Annotated in this window: 9 protein-coding genes; 6 read left to right on the top strand and 3 right to left on the bottom strand. The window is 56.4% G+C overall.

The genetic code is table 11. The features are described 5' to 3' along the window. The first annotated feature begins 676 nt into the window (after nucleotides 1-676). The 4 genes from AYM40_RS20830 (at nucleotide 677) to AYM40_RS40425 (ending at nucleotide 5305) form a co-directional block, all read left to right on the top strand. A complete protein-coding gene (locus AYM40_RS20830; RefSeq protein WP_063498198.1) occupies nucleotides 677-1210 on the top strand; it encodes a hypothetical protein in 534 nt (177 codons plus the stop codon). 215 nt (nucleotides 1211-1425) lie between these two features. Then, a complete protein-coding gene (locus AYM40_RS40430) occupies nucleotides 1426-2412 on the top strand; it encodes a hypothetical protein (RefSeq protein WP_148662255.1) in 987 nt (328 codons plus the stop codon). 29 nt (nucleotides 2413-2441) lie between these two features. Further along, complete coding sequence (locus tag AYM40_RS20815) at nucleotides 2442-3062, top strand: hypothetical protein (RefSeq protein WP_148662254.1); 621 nt, start codon at nucleotides 2442-2444, stop codon at nucleotides 3060-3062. A gap of 749 nt (nucleotides 3063-3811) precedes the next feature. Then, on the top strand, nucleotides 3812-5305 hold the full coding sequence (locus tag AYM40_RS40425) for a hypothetical protein (protein ID WP_148662253.1): 1494 nt from the start codon (nucleotides 3812-3814) through the stop codon (nucleotides 5303-5305). Nucleotides 5306-5591: 286 nt separating this feature from the next. Here AYM40_RS40425 and AYM40_RS20810 read toward each other — a convergent pair whose 3' ends face one another. Next, nucleotides 5592-6758, bottom strand: coding sequence for a reverse transcriptase family protein (locus AYM40_RS20810; protein WP_063498194.1), 1167 nt, complete (start codon nucleotides 6756-6758; stop codon nucleotides 5592-5594). A gap of 189 nt (nucleotides 6759-6947) precedes the next feature. Further along, nucleotides 6948-8288, bottom strand: a complete 1341-nt coding sequence (locus AYM40_RS20805; RefSeq protein WP_063498193.1) for a hypothetical protein — start codon at nucleotides 8286-8288, stop codon at nucleotides 6948-6950. Nucleotides 8289-8729: 441 nt separating this feature from the next. Here AYM40_RS20805 and AYM40_RS20800 point away from each other — a divergent pair, with 441 nt between their 5' ends. Continuing rightward, entirely contained in the window at nucleotides 8730-14117 is a 5388-nt protein-coding gene (locus AYM40_RS20800; RefSeq protein ID WP_063498192.1) for an AAA family ATPase, read from the top strand. A gap of 741 nt (nucleotides 14118-14858) precedes the next feature. Next, the gene (locus tag AYM40_RS20795; protein WP_148662252.1) at nucleotides 14859-15947 is read left to right on the top strand and encodes a hypothetical protein; all 1089 of its coding nucleotides are present in this window, start codon (nucleotides 14859-14861) and stop codon (nucleotides 15945-15947) included. 257 nt (nucleotides 15948-16204) lie between these two features. Here the strand turns inward: AYM40_RS20795 and AYM40_RS20790 are convergent, their stop codons facing one another. Then, a complete protein-coding gene (locus tag AYM40_RS20790; protein ID WP_082855194.1) occupies nucleotides 16205-17935 on the bottom strand; it encodes an ATP-dependent helicase in 1731 nt (576 codons plus the stop codon). Between the last annotated feature and the right edge of the window lie 194 nt (nucleotides 17936-18129).

Raw genomic sequence — 18129 nt, 5'->3', positions numbered from 1 at the left:
CAACTTTGAAGTTAACGGACTAACGTTTTAGGTCGAAAAATTCGCGAAGGCAAGACTCACTCTTAGCCGCTGCGACCCGACTCATTCAGATATTAATAAGGGGCGTATCGCAAACGACTGTCAGTTCGACATGTTGGCATTGCATCCGAATTTCGAGTTAAAGCATACGGGTAAACGACTAATATCATTGTAGATACCCGCTCCATTCTTTCGCCTATTCTTCCCCTGCACTCAGTGCGTTCGTGGCCCGTATCGATCACCGGACGCATTCCCCAAAACCTTTGTGTCGCCACCATGATTAGTATGCCTAATAACATCTACGGATCACCTGCTCGGGCACCGATTGGGCGCAATTGCAAGCGTCGAGTCTTGGCCAAATTCAAGATCGTCTCGGTTATCGCCACCGGTACAAACGCAGACGGTACCGCCGTGTTAGCCACGGACACGACCTGGTCGGCGCTTCCGCTGCTCGTGCCGCCGTGTCATCTGGGCGAGCACCATGTGTTTCTACAAGGCGACTCGTGGATGGTGGTTACTTACGAATCCCTGCGGCGGGAGGCAACTTGCGATGCGTGCCCGATGCGTCCTTTCGAGTCCCTACTGGCGAACTTCAGGAAACAGGTCCACCCGGTTTGCAGTCAAGGGGCTTTGATATCAAACCCTAATGGAGGCAGCAATGAAGCAACTTGAACACCACTGCATGCGGAGTTCCGTCGATATGGAGCGCTCTGGAATCAACCTGTGCCGAGTCAGAGCGCTGCTCGATCCGCGCGCACTGTGTGACGAGGTCGACTTCTATATCGGCGCTATCGAGAAGAAATCATCTCATTGCTTCTCGGAGCTTGCGGCAGCCACGTACCAACGCGGCGCGAGCAGTACGCTCGAGAAGGCTGGCGGGGAATCTACTCGCCGACACGTGAAAATTGAAGCGCGAACTTCTTCGGCCACGAACACGCGCCGAACGCAACGGTCACGCCGCGTCATAGTTGATACCGACCCTGACGTGGTGGGCAGCTTCAGGATCCTGGCCTTTGAGCGGATACAAAACGATCCATCTCTTTCGCCCACGCAATCGCCGTTAGTCGCGTGTGACCAGCGGGCGACCGAACGCCAAACTGCGTCATACCGGACGCCGGAGGTTCAATGGGAACAAGTCGATCAACCCTTGTGGAACTATTCATCGGTCGGAGACCAGCGGTTGTTGGTGTAATCCAGCGCAGCTATTTCGACGCAGAGGTCGAACCGCCGACCGAGGCAGACGTTTTCGCCCTAACAGGCAATAGCGGCCCGATACAGAAGGTCGTACCTGCCTTGGCTCGATTGCGCCGACCAGTTGCATATTCATACGGAGACTTCGACCCGCTGACTGCTAGAGCAGACCGGAGTCTCGCAAGGGAATTAGTAAAGGGAACCACGATTCACTTGATGAACGAAGGATCAACAATCAATGTACTCGGCACGGAGTTTAGCGGTACGGAGAGCATCACTGAAGCGCGCGAGGCTTTCTCTAACGCCGTTAAGGGAGCCATTGTCCCGAAACAGTCGAATCGCCAATCGAAGCATCGCCTGGGAGACGGTCATGCTGGCTTCTGCTTTCGCCAAAATCAGTCCGGTAAGCCGGCCAGGAATTCGCATCTGGTTGCAGGCACCGAACAGACCGTGGACGAAGAATATGGCCCGACCGTGCTCGTCAGTCATACCCCCCCGGTCAAACACGGTTCGTCAGATATGGCCGACCGATTCTCTTCAAGGCTGGCAGTTATCGGCGACGTGCTCAGAAATCGGCTTCACCAGAAGCAACGGCCACCTCAAGGTCCGTCCACAATCAGCGACCCCGTCGTTGCTCCGTGGATCCACTTCCATTCGACAGGCGTTGACGTGTCGCCGCGAGGACCGATCGTTCCCCTCGCCCGAGAACGCGAACGAAACTGCCTGGTGGACAGGATTATTAAAGCTCAATCTGCTGGTCCATCAGGACAGCAGGCCTTCACTGTCGTCTCGCTAGCGGACGCCTTTTTTTCTGTCCCACTGCGGACATCGGATGCTGAAATCAAGGAGGACTCAGACCATGAAGTTATTTATATGGAGCCAGCACTCGCCAGTTGGTGTGGCGCAGTATGCCGCGCAAGAAAAATGCTTGAGAGCCAGTCGCTAAGGTTCGAAATCGAAACATTCCCTCTCGACTGGTTATCGGGTCGCAACGCCGTAGTCATCGGCGTCCTGGTCGAACGCATTTCGGACGAACGTGCACAGCGCTTACGACGTAGGCTGAATGAACTGACCATTTCCCGGGATCGCACCCACCTCTGCTTTGACGTCATCCCGGTAAAGGCGCTAGGCCAAAACATGGGGTCCGTTCGAACGTTGTCGAAGGATGCGTTTGATGCTGCTTTTGAAGCGATCCGACGTTAATGCTCATCCCGTTATATGGAGCTGACAAGATGCAAATGCATTGCAATTCCAGGCAATACCAATCTCGCAGCATCCTCTTCCAATCAATCCACGAGGCGGCGATGTCACATGTATGGCAGGACTCAGCCGACCGGCTCACGTGTGAGCCGGTCGCCAGTATCAACTATGCCCGGATGGAGGTATCACCGTTGATTCATCCCGAAACATCAGACGTCTGGTTTATTGCCGATTGGCAGCTCTATCACCCTGACCTTGACGGTAGTCGCATTGCGATTGTGCTGGATGTCCTGTCTGGCGAAAATCTGTTTACCTGGTTTCGGGACGCAAGAACGCCCGGCGTGCCATGGGTGCTGGAGGCACTCGGCGACCTGTCGCGCCGCCGGGCAACACCAGACCTGCTTGTGACTACTCAGGACCGGCTTTTCCCGAGCCTGGTGATAGCTGCTACCCGTTTCAAAATCCCGGCACGAGCAGAGCTTGACATCAGTTACGTGAACGCGAATTCGGTCCGGCGTTGCATCGGAGCCATTTTCGCGGAACTCAGTCGCAATTTTGCGGCGACATCGGATGCTCTCGCACTGGATGCGTCATTTCAGCGATGGAGGAATCGGTTTAACGAAAGCATCGAGGAGGACCTGACCGTTTCATAGGCTTTAACCAAGCGTCGCGCCGGCAGTGACAAACAACACCGGCGCGGCGCGCTAACGGAGAATCGTGTGAATACTCTGAAACCTCTAGATGTGCGCCTTCCATGTCGTTCTCGCGAGACATTAAGGCGCAAAGCAAAACAGATTCGATCTGCATTCCCGCTTTCAGGTGGCGCCTCCACGCGCCTGAGTAATGTACAAAACGCCCTTGCTGCGTGCGTCGGATACCGATCGTACTCCGAGCTCAACTCATGGCCGGACAACGAGAAATGTGCATGCATGTCAGTGAACGAAACCGAGCTACGCCGTCGACAACGTCTTCGCGAAATCGTGACGATGTCAAAATTGTTACCAGATGCGAGCCCTCGGGAGATTATCAAGCTAGTGAGCGGCTTGGACGTTGTGAATTGGGCAGCTGTGCGGCAAGCCGAAGATCTAGGGGACGCTGAACTGCGACCTTCCGCCTGCCCATTGAGCCGCAAGCCGGTAGTTTGTTCGACTCCGAAACATCGACCAGTGAAGACCGCGTGTCAACCAAGTCTTAGCAGCTCTCGCATGTGTGCGGCTGGACCCCCGCTGTGGCAGCGGTGTCTGCAACACGAAATGCGACTGCGCCAGACCCGACTCAGTATTGAGGTCGCAATGAATCTTTGTAAGTGGCGCCGCCGCAGTTCTTCTACCTGCCAGCCCGACCAAACCAGCTCGTGCTCGCCAAATCCGGGTAATGGCGAACACAACACAGGGAGTCAACTGTGAGCCAGGAAATTACCCCTCTATCCATTTGTCTGCCGCCCGGCTTACTTGAGGCGCTAAGAAAAAAAGCCAAGCGAATCCAGCGAAAATGTCTCACGCCGGACGGCCAGCGGGAAAAGCTTTCAACCGTCCATGACCTCGTGGCGAGGTGTCTTGGCTACCGCTCGTATTCTGACATGCACCGGTGGTCGGACGAGAGTCGATGGCCCGTGCTGGACGAGCCGGAGGCACTGCGCAAGGGACGGCAACGTATGAGAGAACTGCAATGTCTGTCAGAAGCATTTCCACACATTGCCCGCGATAGCATCGAACGCTTGGCCGATCAGCTGGCTCTTGCAAATTGGGAAGTCATCGAACAGTGCTATCACGACAAGATTCTGGGCTGGAAATCGTGGGCACGGTCGCAAGGCTTCGTCCGTGAGCGGCCACGCGACACTCCTTCGCCATACAAGTATCGAAGCGGCGACAAAATCGCCGACTATGACCGTCAGCGTTTGGTGGCAGCGCACAGCGGGAAGGTCGCAATGGAGCCAGATGAGTCGCTGGCGACACACGTTCAGACAGCCTCTGCCGGAAAACCACCCCCGCTTGGAGATCGCCCCGAAGAACGTCTAGGCATGCCCGGCGTGGGGAAATGGGCACCACTCGCCGCGAAAATGGAGGCTGGGTCAACAAGCAAGCCCGCCGCCCGAGAACCCAGGCGGAACAGTGCTGCGCCGACACATTCGGATGCTTTACCTGAGTCTCATGTGCACGGAATGGAGCACATGCGCGAGGAATTCGACCCGCCTGCCGATTGGCCCGTCGCGCGACGGGGTACCAGGTCCACAGTCTTTGACCCGTTTTCTGGAAACACCTTTTCTGAAGAAAACGCTCATCCATCTACTCCCAGGTTTAGGGCCGACAGGGCCTCCAGTCGACCTCGCGCTCAGGTGCAATTAAGCCGTGCAACAGTCCCCGCACTTGTCGACCCCCTCCTGGGACTACCACTTCCACCGGCCGTGGATACCACCGCCTGGAAAACAACAGAACCCCCTCTGATTTTCATGCCACCGACGATGTGGTTCGCTTCCGCCAAGGCAAGAGCTCTGTGCGACATCGATCCGAGCATAACGTCCGCTGTCGCGCACGCACTGACGGCCCGAAGTTTTGGGTTTACCGACTGGTTTGATCTGGACGCGCGCTTCAAACCAGGACGGCGAGGGCGTTTTGACAATGAACTTGAGCCGGACATTCGCCGCGACTTGCATCGATGGCAAACCTCCGTCCTGCAACTGTGCCTCGGATTAACGCGGGAAGAGGCAGTCAAATTAAGGGTGGACTGGCACCCCACTGCCGAGACGTTATCGTACGCGCGCTCTACGCGGAAGCCGGTTCATGAACCGGCCAAAACCACAACGACGCCTGAAAGGCGGACTTTGGCTAAGGGTACACTTCGGCTTCCGAAACCATCAGTCGTCGACCGTGCTCAGGTCAGAAAAGGCGCTGACTAAACCTTCATCTTGCCAACAACGACACCGCACATGGAACCTATGGCCATGGACGGGGCGGCGCAAGATGACTCTCGTATTGAGACCGTACAGAAAAAGCGCACTGAAGATTTACGTTCTGGCGCTAGCTATCCACGCAGACACTTCAGGTATCCGTGCACGCTGCCAGCCTATGCTGGCAGCGTGCGTATATCGCACAGCCAACTAACGGAGTTGCCGAAGGTGTCACGTGCTAATTACCGAGACTTCGGCCAGATGCATCAGGGCGCTCAAATATTCTGCCCCCGAGCTATTTGAATGGGGGAATACCGATGGGCCAGTTCGCCCGTTTTATTTCGTCCATTTGCTGCCGCCCCCATGCAGGCTCAATCCCCATCGCAAAGGCCGCGAGCCCTAAAAGGTGGCGCTGCAGCCCCAGCACATTGTCAAATCCTCGTCTTCTTGCGTGTTCTACCGGTCCAATTTGCGGATGATGCAAATAATGGATGTGCATCCTCAGCTTGTCCTTGAACTCTCTCTGCAATTTCGGAACCGGTCCGTCTACGAGCAATCCAAGCACGATCTTGCGGGCAGCGGGCGATACGACGTGCGTCTTTGCACGGTTGGCCCATAAACCGTGCCGCTCGAGACAGGCATACGCACCTCTGATCAAACCTTCGGCGTCGGACCGCGTGAATGCCTTTTCGGACGACGAAAAAACGATGTCGTCGGCGTAGCGTGTGTAGCGTACGTTCGCATTTTCTGCGAGAGCGAACAATTCGGAATCGAGATCATACGCGACGAGATTCGCAAGCAATGGGCTGGTTGGAGCGCCTTGAGGAAGATGTCCGACGACACTACTCCCATACGTCCAAATCTTGCGGTAGCCGGTCTTCGATTTCCGCTTCGGATTACCATCGTGCCGCAAGCGCGTGCACAATCTTGCCAGCTCAAAAGCCATAAGAGGCTGATAACCGAGTCTGGCAAAAACCTGATAGACCTTAGGTTCTAATATGGCGTCAAAGAAGTTTGTGACGTCCAGCTTGACTAACCAACGGGCATTGCAATGTGTGCTGGCGACGTCGTATATTCCAGACCCTTTCGAGTATGCTCCGCTAGCTTCGTGACAACGTCCGAATTTAAGGATTCTCGAATGAATCCATCGCTGAGTCTTGAGGAGTGCAGGGTCTGGGACGCAAATTACCCTGAACCGCCGAGAACCATGGCCCACGTTCTTCTTGCGCAGGGAGAATACACGGTATGGCTCGCAAGTAAATTTGCGTGATACGATTGAACGTAAGGCAAGATAAGGCACACCCACCTCGTGAGAGAGGTGCCTTAAAGTAAAGAGTGGCGGAAGGTCCGCGTTTACCGCCTGAATTCGTCGCGCAATAAGCGTCGCGTTTCTCAGTAGCGGCTCAGCTATACCCTGTTGCCGACCTTCGTTGATAAAGTGCTGGGAGCGCCAGTTCACCATCTACCTTTGAATTCGCCCTGGCGAAACCCACCGCCATCGCCGCGAGGCCACGACGCTGGTCGTGTGGTGGTGGGTTACTCCAGTAAGCGCAAGTTCTGCCATCGAGCACCGGTAATCCAGTGCCCTGAGACCTCGGTCGCCCGAGATCAAGCCCTCGCCCCGTAGAACGAGGGATACGCTAGATGGTGATTATCCGGACGCTCTCAGCGACTTCGGATAATACATACCTTTACTTACCACCGGAAGTGCTTTTAGCGGACGCACCATGTCCAGGCGCTTTATCAGGCGCAAGCCAGGCCATGTAACACGTAGATTTCCATCGATGAAACCTTGGTGCTGCGCGGATTTGAGCGCTGCCGCAATTTCCCACACCGGCCATGACGTGACGGTCGAGAGTTGGTCTAACGTGCGGTGCCCTCGCCTGAGCGCGGCCGTAATGACAATTGCATGGCGCTTTTCTCTGGGTGCTTTGAGAAATGCTGGAGAAACACCGATGTTCGGAAATCGTAAAGTATCAAGCGAAGCACGCTCGATCTCGATAAGTGTCGCGCGCCTGTGATCGAAAGCCACATCTACGCTCGTGCGGGCCGGGAAGAGTGGGCGCCACGGTTTGCGACGGCCCTTCTTCTCGCGAATAAATATTGCCGGAACATTGTTGGGGCACGAATGCTGAAAGGCCATCAAGGCCCCAGTCTCCTTGAATCCCAACGGGTCGTCCGCTTCGGCGAATCGGCTACTGCATAAATCGATAATTTCGGTGAGTTCTGGCTCGCTAAACGAATTGAAGATGGTGGGACAACTCCTGACTTTAAGGATTTCCGGACTTACCCTGTGTTGCTTGACAATTTTAAACCCGTGCTGTGTTCCGCTGTAACACAAAACCGAGAATTTGATCAAGCCGCCGTTGAACCAGCTTCTCACGGATTTCACGAACCATAGGGACGATAGCATCGAGGTGACGCGCGTACCGGAGCCGATGAAGTCGGTTGCAACAACGAACCGGCGAATCTTATTTTCGCGAATGACGTCTGCGCTAGGATGAAAGAAATAGCGCTTGGGATTCAGGTCACACTCCTTGCTCAAAATACTAGCGACGATTCCTTCGCTTCCAATCTGTTGCCTGTTATTTGTCCGGGATCGAACCGCCGGGAGAGCCGCACCGAACGCTGTCGTACGCTTACGGAACCCCCTTCCCTGGTCTACGAGAATCTCTTTGTACATTTTTTCCGGCCTCTTTACCCTCCGAGGCTGGGACTTCGGCTGTGCTTGCTTTCGAGGACGAGCCCGCTCCACTCTTTTCTTCAATGGCTTCCGAATGACATACCAGCGGTTGGGTATTTCGCGCTCGATAAAAAACGCGATCGGTTCATTGGCTGGGAATGCGGTGTTGGCGAGAAGAGAAAGGTCGCGCTGAAATTCATCGGCTGGCACGTATGCGAACTTATCTAGCAACGTCTCGGCGACTAGCTTCTCTTTGTCCGAAAATTGCGAAAGCCAGAGTTGGACCGCCGGATTATCGATAAAAGACATTGGATGGTGAACTCTGCGACACGGCCAAAACCGGCCCGTTAAGGGATCGGAGGAGGTTACCACGCGCACCGAAGGAGCGTTTCACCGTTCAATAGGCCATGCCCAGCTGATTCCGGTCTTCGCCCAACCTAGCAAATCTACTGGCATCCCGCATGCTGCCGGGCGAGCGCTCCCCGGCGTGCCGCGACTTGGTGACTTGGTGGAGCAGACGGGCGCAACGACGGGTGGTTCGGGCGATGCTGTCCATGGGAGTTAGACTCCGGGGAATATTTAACGCTTACGTTACGGGCGACGTCCGATGAGACGGTGAGCGAAGCGTCTAAACCGGCAGCCCAAAAACAGCCCTGCGGCAGGAAATGACTTCATGTTAAGTATACTCGGGCTCCCCGCCAGCGGCATTGATTCGCAGACCAAGAACGGACCACCTTCGGACTTCGCAGCATGACTTCACCTGAGCTCACCGGCGGCGCCGGATTCACCTACGAAGACGCGGTCGCGGCCTACTACCTTGTTGGACTGGTCGCGGGCACGACCGCTACTGGACTGGCGTCACGGGTCGTAATACGCGTTGCGCAGCAGCAGGCCGACTTCGGCGAGCCGCTTGACGATGTCATCGTCGATGCTGTGGGCCGGGCAGACGGGACAACCATGCGACTGTCTCTTCAGGTTAAGCGAGACCTCACGATCTCCAGTGCGGCCAGCAACAGTGATTTTCGAGAAGTGATTCAACGTAGCTGGCAAACGCTGCAGAAACCCGATTTCCGCGTTCATGTCGACAGGGTCGGCGCCGTTGCCGGCTCGGTGACGGAGGATGCCTTCCGAAATTTCACAACGGTGTGCGAGTGGGCACGGGCCTCTGACACTGTAGCGACATTCATGCATCGCTTTGGTGACGGCGGCAACGCATCAGCATCTCATCGCGCCATCGCGGAGGCGGTTCGTCAAGTCGCACGTGACAGCGTCGCTGGTCCACTATCCGACGATCAATTACATCATTTTTTTCAGCATCTGACGCTCATTCGGTTCGATTTCCTTCACGCAGGGTCAACCCATGAGGCAGAAGCCATCGCCAGCCTGCAGCGATCGCTAACTGCGAGCCAGGTTGAGCGTGCTGGCGATTTGTGGAACCAATTGAGGCAGATCGCGCGCGACGGCTCAGGTCGTAGCGCCGCACACTCGAGAGCCTCGGTTCTGCGCGCCCTCGCCGGCTGGCGTTTTAATGGTGCCCCAGCGCTCGTTGCCGACATGCAGGCGTTGAATGAGAACACGCGTCACTGGCTGGCGCAGCAGGCTGAAGATATCGGGGGCACTCACCTTGAGCGGCAACCGCTGCGCGACAAGCTTGCAACAGAGATGGCGGCTCACCGCCTGACCCTGATCAAGGGATTGCCTGGCACGGGCAAGACGGTACTGCTCCGAGATCTGTTGCAAAGGCTTGTCAACGACGGGACAACGCTGTTCCTCACGGCTAACCGGCTCACTGGCCGGAGCTGGGCTGAATACGCGCGCGCCATGGGGCTGTCTATCATATCGATCGAACCACTGCTTGTTGAAATCGCAGCCACTGGCCACGCCATTCTGTTCATCGACGGTCTGGACCGGATTGCGCCTGAACAGCGTGCAATCGTGACAGACCTGCTAGGCCAACTCCTTACGAATCCCGCACTAGCCGACTGGCGTGTTGTGGCGACTGCTCGCGATGCCGGTATTGAGCCACTTCGCAACTGGGTTCCCGCCGCTATGCTCACGAACAGCGGCGTTGGCTATGTCGACGTCGAGAATCTTTCCGACGATGAGGCGAATTCTCTGGCCGATGTGCTGCCCGCTCTGCGACCACTGCTGACTGGCGGCAACGAACGCGTCCGCACACTGGCGCGCCGCCCCTTTTTCGCATCGGTGCTGGCACGGGGATTTTCGAGAGCGGCATATCCCTCCGATTTCGCTCCGCAATCTGAGGTTGAACTCGTAGAAGTTTGGTGGTCGCGTGGCGGTTATGATGCGCAGGCGCCCCAGGCGTTCGCTCGACAACGCGCCCTGATTGAACTGGCGAAGTGCAGCTCGCCGGATCTCGGGCGCAACATGCGGCTTCGCGATCTATCGCCTACCAGCCAGGCCGTGCTACCGGCCCTCGAAGAGGACGGCTTGCTGCAGCAAGTGCGGACGGGGCACACAGCGCAGTTCAGTCACGATATTTTCTTTGAGTGGTCATTCTTCCATTTGTTACTGGACGAGGGTTCGGACTGGATTGCGGCATTGACGGCAGCTGGCGAGCCACCCGCGCTGGCACGAGTCGTTGAATTGCTCTCGCAGGCTACCTATACGGATTCCGAACAGTGGCCGCGCGAACTCCATCTACTTGAGCAGTCCCAAGTGCGTCCGCAGTGGCTGCGAGCATGGCTAATAGCTCCTGTCTTCGGGCCGCGCTTCCACGAGCAAGCCGGCATGTTCTCCGCGACTATGGCCGCGAACGAGTATCGTCTGTTCGGCAAGCTGCTGGTGTGGATGCAGGCAGAGAAAACAACCCCCAATCCTTTGGTGCTGTCCGGCCAGTTGGGGCATGCCGATCTCCAGCCCGCTGAGCGCATCCGCCTTGCAGATTCACTGGGTTGGCCTTCCGATTTCCTCGCGTGGCGTCGCCTGCTTCTGTGGGCGCTAGAACAGATCGAATCGATTCCCGACGTCTGCCTGCCGGATCTGGTCACGTTGTTTGACACCTGGCAGATTGCAACCAGCAATCTCGCTAACCCCGTGTCGCAGCGAATCGTCTCGCAAAGTGTTGCCTGGTTACAAGCCATCGATGACTCACGCAAATCACGACGCTTTCGGCGTGCCGATTCCGGAAGCCAGCTCGAGTCGCCTCCGCGAGCACCATCTAATCTCGAAACAGAATTGCGTGCGTTAGTTCTCCGCGCGGCACATGCTTATCCCGAAATCGTCAGCGCTTACCTCGCAAGGGTTGACGCTGTCGAAAGCCTACGCGATACCGGATTCCGGGAAATCATGTCCCACTCGCCATTGCTTTCGCGCTCTCATCCCGCGCTGCTGGCGCAGGTGGCTCGTCGGTGGTTCATGGACGAACTGCCGGACCAAAGCATGGAACGGTGGCGCAATGAAGAAACCGCGCAGCAAAGCCTGCGGGAAGAATTGGAGGCAACTCCACCAGAGCGGCGTTCGCGATCCGACGAGATGTTTCTCGCGAACCCTCGCTTTCTGGGCCACGGCTTCTCCAATCATGACGGGGATCGCCTGTCGATTGGCGCTGATCACCAAGGCTTCCACCCTCCTTCGCCCCTACGCGAGCCGTTTCACTCGTTGCTCACCCGCGCCCCGCAAACTGCACTCGCCCTTATTCGCGACGTCACTAACCACGCCGTAACCGCGTGGCGGCAGTTGCAAGCCCATTGGCGCAACGCCTCGACCCCGCTGCCGCTTGTCCTTACCTTTCCCTGGGGTCAGCAAGAGTTCTGGGGCGATGGTCGACACTATCTGTGGTTCCGTGGCCATGGAGGCCCACAGGTGGTCGAATGCGCTCTCATGGCTCTGGAGCACTGGGCTTTTGCGCAATTGGACAATGGACAGCCGGTGGACGAAGTAATCCAGCAGATTCTGGAAGGACATACGAGCATCGCGGCCTTGGGCATCGCGGTTCAACTCGCTCTTCGTTCCCTGCACGTTTCAGCGACAACGCTGACCCTGCTTGGTAGCCAGAGGCTCTGTCACCTTGATTTGCAGCGCAGGGTTCAGGAGAGTCAGCTCGCAACTGCGGGACTCATTGGCTTTAATACCCGAAGTGCTGATGCAACGCATCGCGATGCTACATTTGCAAGTGGACGGTTGGCATCTCGCCAGCGGGAGTTGCGCGACCTGATACCGTATTTCGTGCTCGGGTCGGATCCTGCGATGCGGGACGCCTGTCGGGCGACGCTTGACGACTTCCCAAACCGGCTGGAATTCGCTTATCAGGAGGAAGTGAACGATGCCGCGCATGTAGCTGAGCTTCGGCATACCGCTGAATTATGGTCCGAACTCGGTCGCATTGAGAACTACTCCACAAGTCCGGTGCCGGGACGAGACGACGTCGTCCAGATATCGATGAGCAGCCCCAAACACGAGGCTGCCGAGGTGCAAGACGTGCTACGGCGTCAAATTCAGACCTCCCGCGAAACGGAATTATGGCTCTGGGTCGCAAGATGCTTTTCGTCGAATCAGTGGGCGCCCGGGTTCACGTCAGACGAGGCGGTCGCGCGCGCCACGGAACTCATGACAGCCGAAACCAGCAGTGATTTGCAGTCGCTGATGACAGGCGGTATGTTCATCGATGGAGCCATCGCCGGTACGGCGGCGGCCATCATTTGCTATTCCGAGGATTCAACGCATTCGAAGTGGGCTGCTGCGACTATAGATCGCTACCGCGCAGAAGCGGACGAAATGTCGGAGGACATGTTTTCCGGATCCGTGATTCCATGGCATCCAAAAATCTTCGTCGCGCATGCGCTAGCTGCACGAATCCGGACTGGCCACGGACAAGCGACCGACCACGACGCGCTTTATAGACTAGTCGCCCACCCGCTCGAAACCGTGTCTCTTGCCGCTCTCTCGGAAATCGCGACCTGCTGGGAGCGCGACCAGCCCTTTGCCTGGTCGGGACTGAATCTTGGCCTGCGGTTGGCGCAGCTTGTTCGTCCGCGAGAGATGCACCGGTTGACTCCTCAAGCCCTGAATGAACTGGCAACGAACCGCCGCAATGAAGCGCTAACTGTCGCTTTGAGCGACTATCAGTCAGAAGGCGCACTGCCAGCTTTGGTGCAGCCACTGCCTTCATGGGCTCGCGCGCCGGCGGGTGCACCTCGCCGCCGCCGTAGATCTCACAACGATGAATGGCAGCGCTCGGATAATTTCTGGCATGGCAAATACGCAGCGGAGGTTCTGAAGCAGATTCCTGCGAGCGCGGTGATGAAGGACCCTGTTGCGCGCGCCCACTATCTCGACACGCTGGAAGCTCTGGTGACGTGGACGTTAGATACTATCAATCCGCCCTGGCGAACGGATCAACAACGAGGGCGCGAAAGCGGTGACACGAGTCTGTTTGAGTGGGAACATCAGCTCGGACTATCTTTGGCGCAGATTGCATCGAACGTGTCCCAGACTGAGATGCACGACCGGCTGCTTCGGCCGATATTCGAACAACCTGATGAGATCGCCATGCAGCTACTCTCGCCTTTTGCCGAGAGGCTGGTCTGCAGGGACGTGCTGGATGCCCCAATGATTCAGGACAACACCTTACGGATTCTGGATCACGTGGTTGCACGAACGCTGCAGCATGACGACCTGCAGCGCTCGCCGTATAACAGGGGCAGCGTTAGCGGGTTCGACCTGCCGGATCTCGTCAAGTCACTACTGTTCGTAACTGTGGAGAAGCCGCCGGCCGCCGCACGCTTCGCCAATGGCTGTTGGGACGATCTGATGCGGGTAATGCCGCTGGTGGATCGTATGGTTCGGGGCGCAGGCTGGAATGCTTACGTAGCCAGACAGTTCGTCGCATTGTGCGAGCGTGCAGGAGGGGCCTATCCGGCAGATACCTTCGCGGATCAGGTTCTGGCGCAGATTGTCGAAGATCGCTTGCCCTCCGTCTGGAAAAGCACATCCATCCCTGCGTCAATCGCGGCCCTGGTGCAGGCGCATTCGGACCGGCAGCACCCGTTGCCGTCTGCATTGGCGCAGAAGCTGCTTCGTATTCTTGACGCTCTGGTCGATCTAGGGGACCGCCGAAGCGCTGCCTTGCAGCAGAGTGAATCATTCCGTGGAGTTCGGCTGACTTCTTCAAACTAATTCCACGTTATATACGTCCACGTCTTGAGGTTGCGACTCGTGCGGCTGGCATGTGTCACGCCGGTCGCAACACGCATACATGACTGATCGACCTCGCTGGACGTTGGCCGCTGTGACCATGCATCATCGCGCATTGCATAGGATCGCTAAAAACCCATTGCCGCGCGCGTGATACGGCCAACCCGCCTAACTGTGAGACCCAAACTAGAAGCATCGACAGCAGACTCTGCTGATCAACCCAAGGATCGACCATGAGTTCAGAGCCCTCGCGCGTGTCTACGCAGCCCGATCCTGATTGCAAACGAAGCTCGTCATTTCGCAAGAGGCAACTGCTGCTCGACAAGGCGAACCCAAAGCGTAGCGCCGACGGGCAGCAAAGCGTCGTTGAAATCGTTACAACGGATGCCGGTCGACACTTGCTTGCAATGACATAAATTCGCCGTCGCAAACAACGTATCAATCAAGCGGCAAAAAGCCGATACTTGCGTTGACGGAAACCACGACACGCTCCTATGATTTTGTCACCTTGCTAGACACGGCTCACTAAAGACTTATCCAACATTCATAGACACGCGTTCGCCAGGCTCGCTGGATTCTCGTCGACAAACAGGACTGCACAAACGACCGCTGCGGCCCGATTGTCATGCGGGCCCTGTCTGCGATCGCCCTGCGAGTATTTGCGTCCGAATCGTCGATATCAAACAACCTCGTAATGTGCGCGCCAGCATGCCAAATAATCGTATGTACCTCGTTGAAGGAAGTGTTCACCTCTACTCGGGCATGCCGACCGTGCTCACTCCAGCAGATCTGTACGTGGCAAAGGGTGATCCCGGCCTGAGGGAATGCTTGAGCTCCTGCAATATATACATCGTCGCCAGCAGGCCGAGAATATTGATCGCCAGAGAGATTGAACTAAAAGGCGATGTAGCTCATGGAAACTTCCTTGTGCATCGAAGCGGCGCGGCAGTCAAAATTCCATTCGAGTGGCCAATCACGAATGACGTCACGGGAACTGGCGCGCCCGTCGAGGCAGTCGAAGTCTTAGCAACCGGCACGCACGTGCTGGTGACTTCCGCTGGCGTTGGAAGACTATGCGCTTCGAACCTGCTCGTGAGCTGTGCCAGGTCAACCTTGACACAGGAAGACCGCGACCTGATGGTTTTGTATGTCGGACAGGCTATCGGCCGTTCGACCCGACGAAGTGCCCTCGATCGCTTGTGGTGTCATAGCACACTGCAACGCGTACTGGCCGAAGCGAGCACGTATGACCCGAATACGGAAGTGCTGCTATTGTTGTATCGATTTGACGACGCGAGCACGATCGTGAGTACCGGGGGGGATTTAACCGCCGACTCACAGGCCAGTCACTCAGAGGACCTGGCGCATTTAGATCGTCTGCACAAGTGGCAACTTACACAACGCGCCAAGGTCGCCTTAGCAGAGGCTGGTCTGATTCGTCACTTTCAACCGCAATTTAACGCGTTATTGGTGGCGAGCGATTTCACCGCAAAAAAGAAACTCAAGGCACTGCAAGGCTTGATGTCGCAGGGCATAACGGGGTTGATTGTGGAGGTATGCAGCTCGAATATCTCCTCCAGGTTATGCAGTAGCGCGGCGCCCCCCCTCGATATGTCGACCTACTTTAGCCCAGAAGCTCTTCGAGGGGACAATCTGACGGGAGAGACGGACAAGCTCGCATGGTCTCAACAGCTTCATGCGATGACCCATTCACAATACGCCAGTTTTCCTCTGACGACTCCGAAAGAACGGGACTCCTTCATGCACGGCATCGTTTGGCAAGGCCACCAGGAGCGCGAACGCCTGTTTTAAGGGCGCTCTATTCAGAGCGAAGTCGACGATGCACGTGAATCGCCTCCGCTTCATGACCTCGTTCCTGTTTGTGCGGCAGGATTGACGCAGCTCAGAACTCGAGACAATTGAAACCGGTTTGTCGGCATCGCAAGCCCATCGGCGGATGCGACGCCTCACTCCCCTCTGACACGAGAACCTATGCCGACTGACAGGTCTGCGACTGACGCAGTATTGGAAAAAGACCCGTTTTTTAAGAGTGATGGCAAGCACAGCCCTTAGACTTGATGTATCTGTATGGAACACTTGACTCCTGTAAGGAGTGCCTGAAGGCGTGAAGCCCGGCTTTTGGGAACAGCAATTGCGAGGAGGCGTTCCGCACGCGACGCCGCGACATAGATCTTTCGAGCTTCCTCGTCTGAACCTGGAGAAACCTTCCCCTCAAGCAAGTCGAGAATCCCGCCAGCGGTCTTGGTCGTCATTACGACGCAGACGGCGGGAAACTCCAGACCCTTAACAGAGTGAATCGTGCGCGCCGGCGGTGAGTCGAAGGGGGCACCAGCTAAAGCATTGGCCAAATCTGCGTGAGCCTTGAGTCGCATTTTGATGGTTGATTTGCCAACGCATCCAGGTGCCAAAAGCTCCCTTGCTTTTTCCAACCATTGATCGACGGCCTGCGGTGGTTCGAAGCGCAGGCCATTTGCAAGCGCTATGATATCGGGACGCCAACGGCCATCCTCAAGCCCCTCGCTTGTCAAGTAAGCATGGTAGTTGCCAGAAGAACTGATATGCCCTTGAACTAACAGGATGATGCGGTGCAGCCTAACCAGCGCGTCTCGGCGACCTCCGACAGCGAAGGCGAAATGGTAATTCATCGCAGCTTCAGCGAGGAGAAGCGTCATATGCGTCGTTGGCCCGACTATTGGCTGCCCGATTGCTTTGCAGGCGCTCGCGCGCGTCGACGCTAGCACTGGCGCGCTATTCAACAGCATGCCTAATCCTTTAACGAGACCTTGAAACGCAAGGCCGATTTGCTGCGAGACTCCAGCCCCGCTGTAAGAAATGATGTGCACTGGGGTTAAATCGTCCCGATAACGCCCCAACGATTGGTCAGGATTGGCGCGTGAAGACGGCGGACGGAGCGCCACGTTGGCTGAGCAAATTGCCGGAGTGGAGCGAAAATTTCCGCTCATGTGGAGACGGTCCTGAGTGCTGAAGGTGCTCGAGAATTTTTCCAACTCGTCTGTAACGCCGCCCCGGAACTCGTAGATTGACTGGTTTGGGTCGCAGATAACCTTTACTGCAATCCCGGACTTCCGTAACCAATCAACGACGGCGAGATCGGCGGGATTGCAGTCTTGTGCCTCATCGACCACGATCTCGCAAAACCGTGCGGCAAGTGCCCTCCCAACACGCTCCGCGAATCTTTCGTCGTCGAGCCGTTCCCGAACGTAGATACGCACATCATCGAAATCTATCTGACCTTGGCTTCTCGCAGTTTTGAGCATCGAGAGCGCCCGCGTTTCATGTGCTTTGATTGACCGAGTTTCGACGTCAAAGTTTTCCTTCTTGGCAAAGGCAGGGTCGACCTTCCCGGTACCTCTATCGAAGCATTGAAGGCTGAGCGCTTGGGCTCCATCGTACGGTATAACCTGCCAATCATTCTTGTCGGGGACCAATCTAGGCACCGCGTCGCAATCTGGGATTCCGAACGGTGAGATAAAGAATTGCCACAGAAATCGGTCAAACGTTCCGATAAAGCTCGGAAATAGCGGGGACGGGAGTACACCAAATGCGTTCAGTCGAATCTGCAATTCGTCAACTGCGGCGTTGGTAAACGAGAGAAAAGCGACGCCACGCCGATCGGAATGTTGACTCAACAATTTCCGGGCTCGCTCCACCATGGTCCTTGTTTTGCCGGCACCCGGGCACGCTGTCACAAAAATGGTTCCATCGTGCTTAATAATTTCCTGTTGCTGTTCGGTCGGCGAGTAGGTCGAAGTACTCATATTGCGACCACCTCTTCAATCGCTTGCGCAATATATCCGGGTACCGTAAAGGCCTCTCCGTCCTCGATCATTCGTGCAAGAATCTGGGCGAAGTCGCCTTTCCGCGTCTTTTTGAAGATCTCATGAATCTTTTTGGCACGTTCGTCACCACTAAGTGCTACCGCACTATCCCACTTCTTCTTCGATTTGGGATG

Source organism: Paraburkholderia phytofirmans OLGA172 (assembly GCF_001634365.1).
Taxonomy (GTDB): Bacteria; Pseudomonadota; Gammaproteobacteria; order Burkholderiales; family Burkholderiaceae; genus Paraburkholderia.
The sequence above is the reverse complement of the archived record's forward strand: the minus strand, read 5'-3'. Positions and strand labels throughout refer to the sequence as shown.

What these genes read in the sequence shown, in the direction of transcription:
- AYM40_RS20815 (WP_148662254.1), top strand. Translation starts at nt 2,442, where the DNA reads ATGCAAATGCATTGCAATTCCAGGCAATACCAATCTCGCAGCATCCTC.
- AYM40_RS20795 (WP_148662252.1), top strand. Translation starts at nt 14,859, where the DNA reads ATGTACCTCGTTGAAGGAAGTGTTCACCTCTACTCGGGCATGCCGACC.
- AYM40_RS20810 (WP_063498194.1), bottom strand. Translation starts at nt 6,758, where the DNA reads ATGGTGAACTGGCGCTCCCAGCACTTTATCAACGAAGGTCGGCAACAG.
- AYM40_RS40430 (WP_148662255.1), top strand. Translation starts at nt 1,426, where the DNA reads ATGAACGAAGGATCAACAATCAATGTACTCGGCACGGAGTTTAGCGGT.
- AYM40_RS20830 (WP_063498198.1), top strand. Translation starts at nt 677, where the DNA reads ATGAAGCAACTTGAACACCACTGCATGCGGAGTTCCGTCGATATGGAG.
- AYM40_RS20800 (WP_063498192.1), top strand. Translation starts at nt 8,730, where the DNA reads ATGACTTCACCTGAGCTCACCGGCGGCGCCGGATTCACCTACGAAGAC.
- AYM40_RS20805 (WP_063498193.1), bottom strand. Translation starts at nt 8,288, where the DNA reads ATGTCTTTTATCGATAATCCGGCGGTCCAACTCTGGCTTTCGCAATTT.
- AYM40_RS20790 (WP_082855194.1), bottom strand. Translation starts at nt 17,935, where the DNA reads ATGAGTACTTCGACCTACTCGCCGACCGAACAGCAACAGGAAATTATT.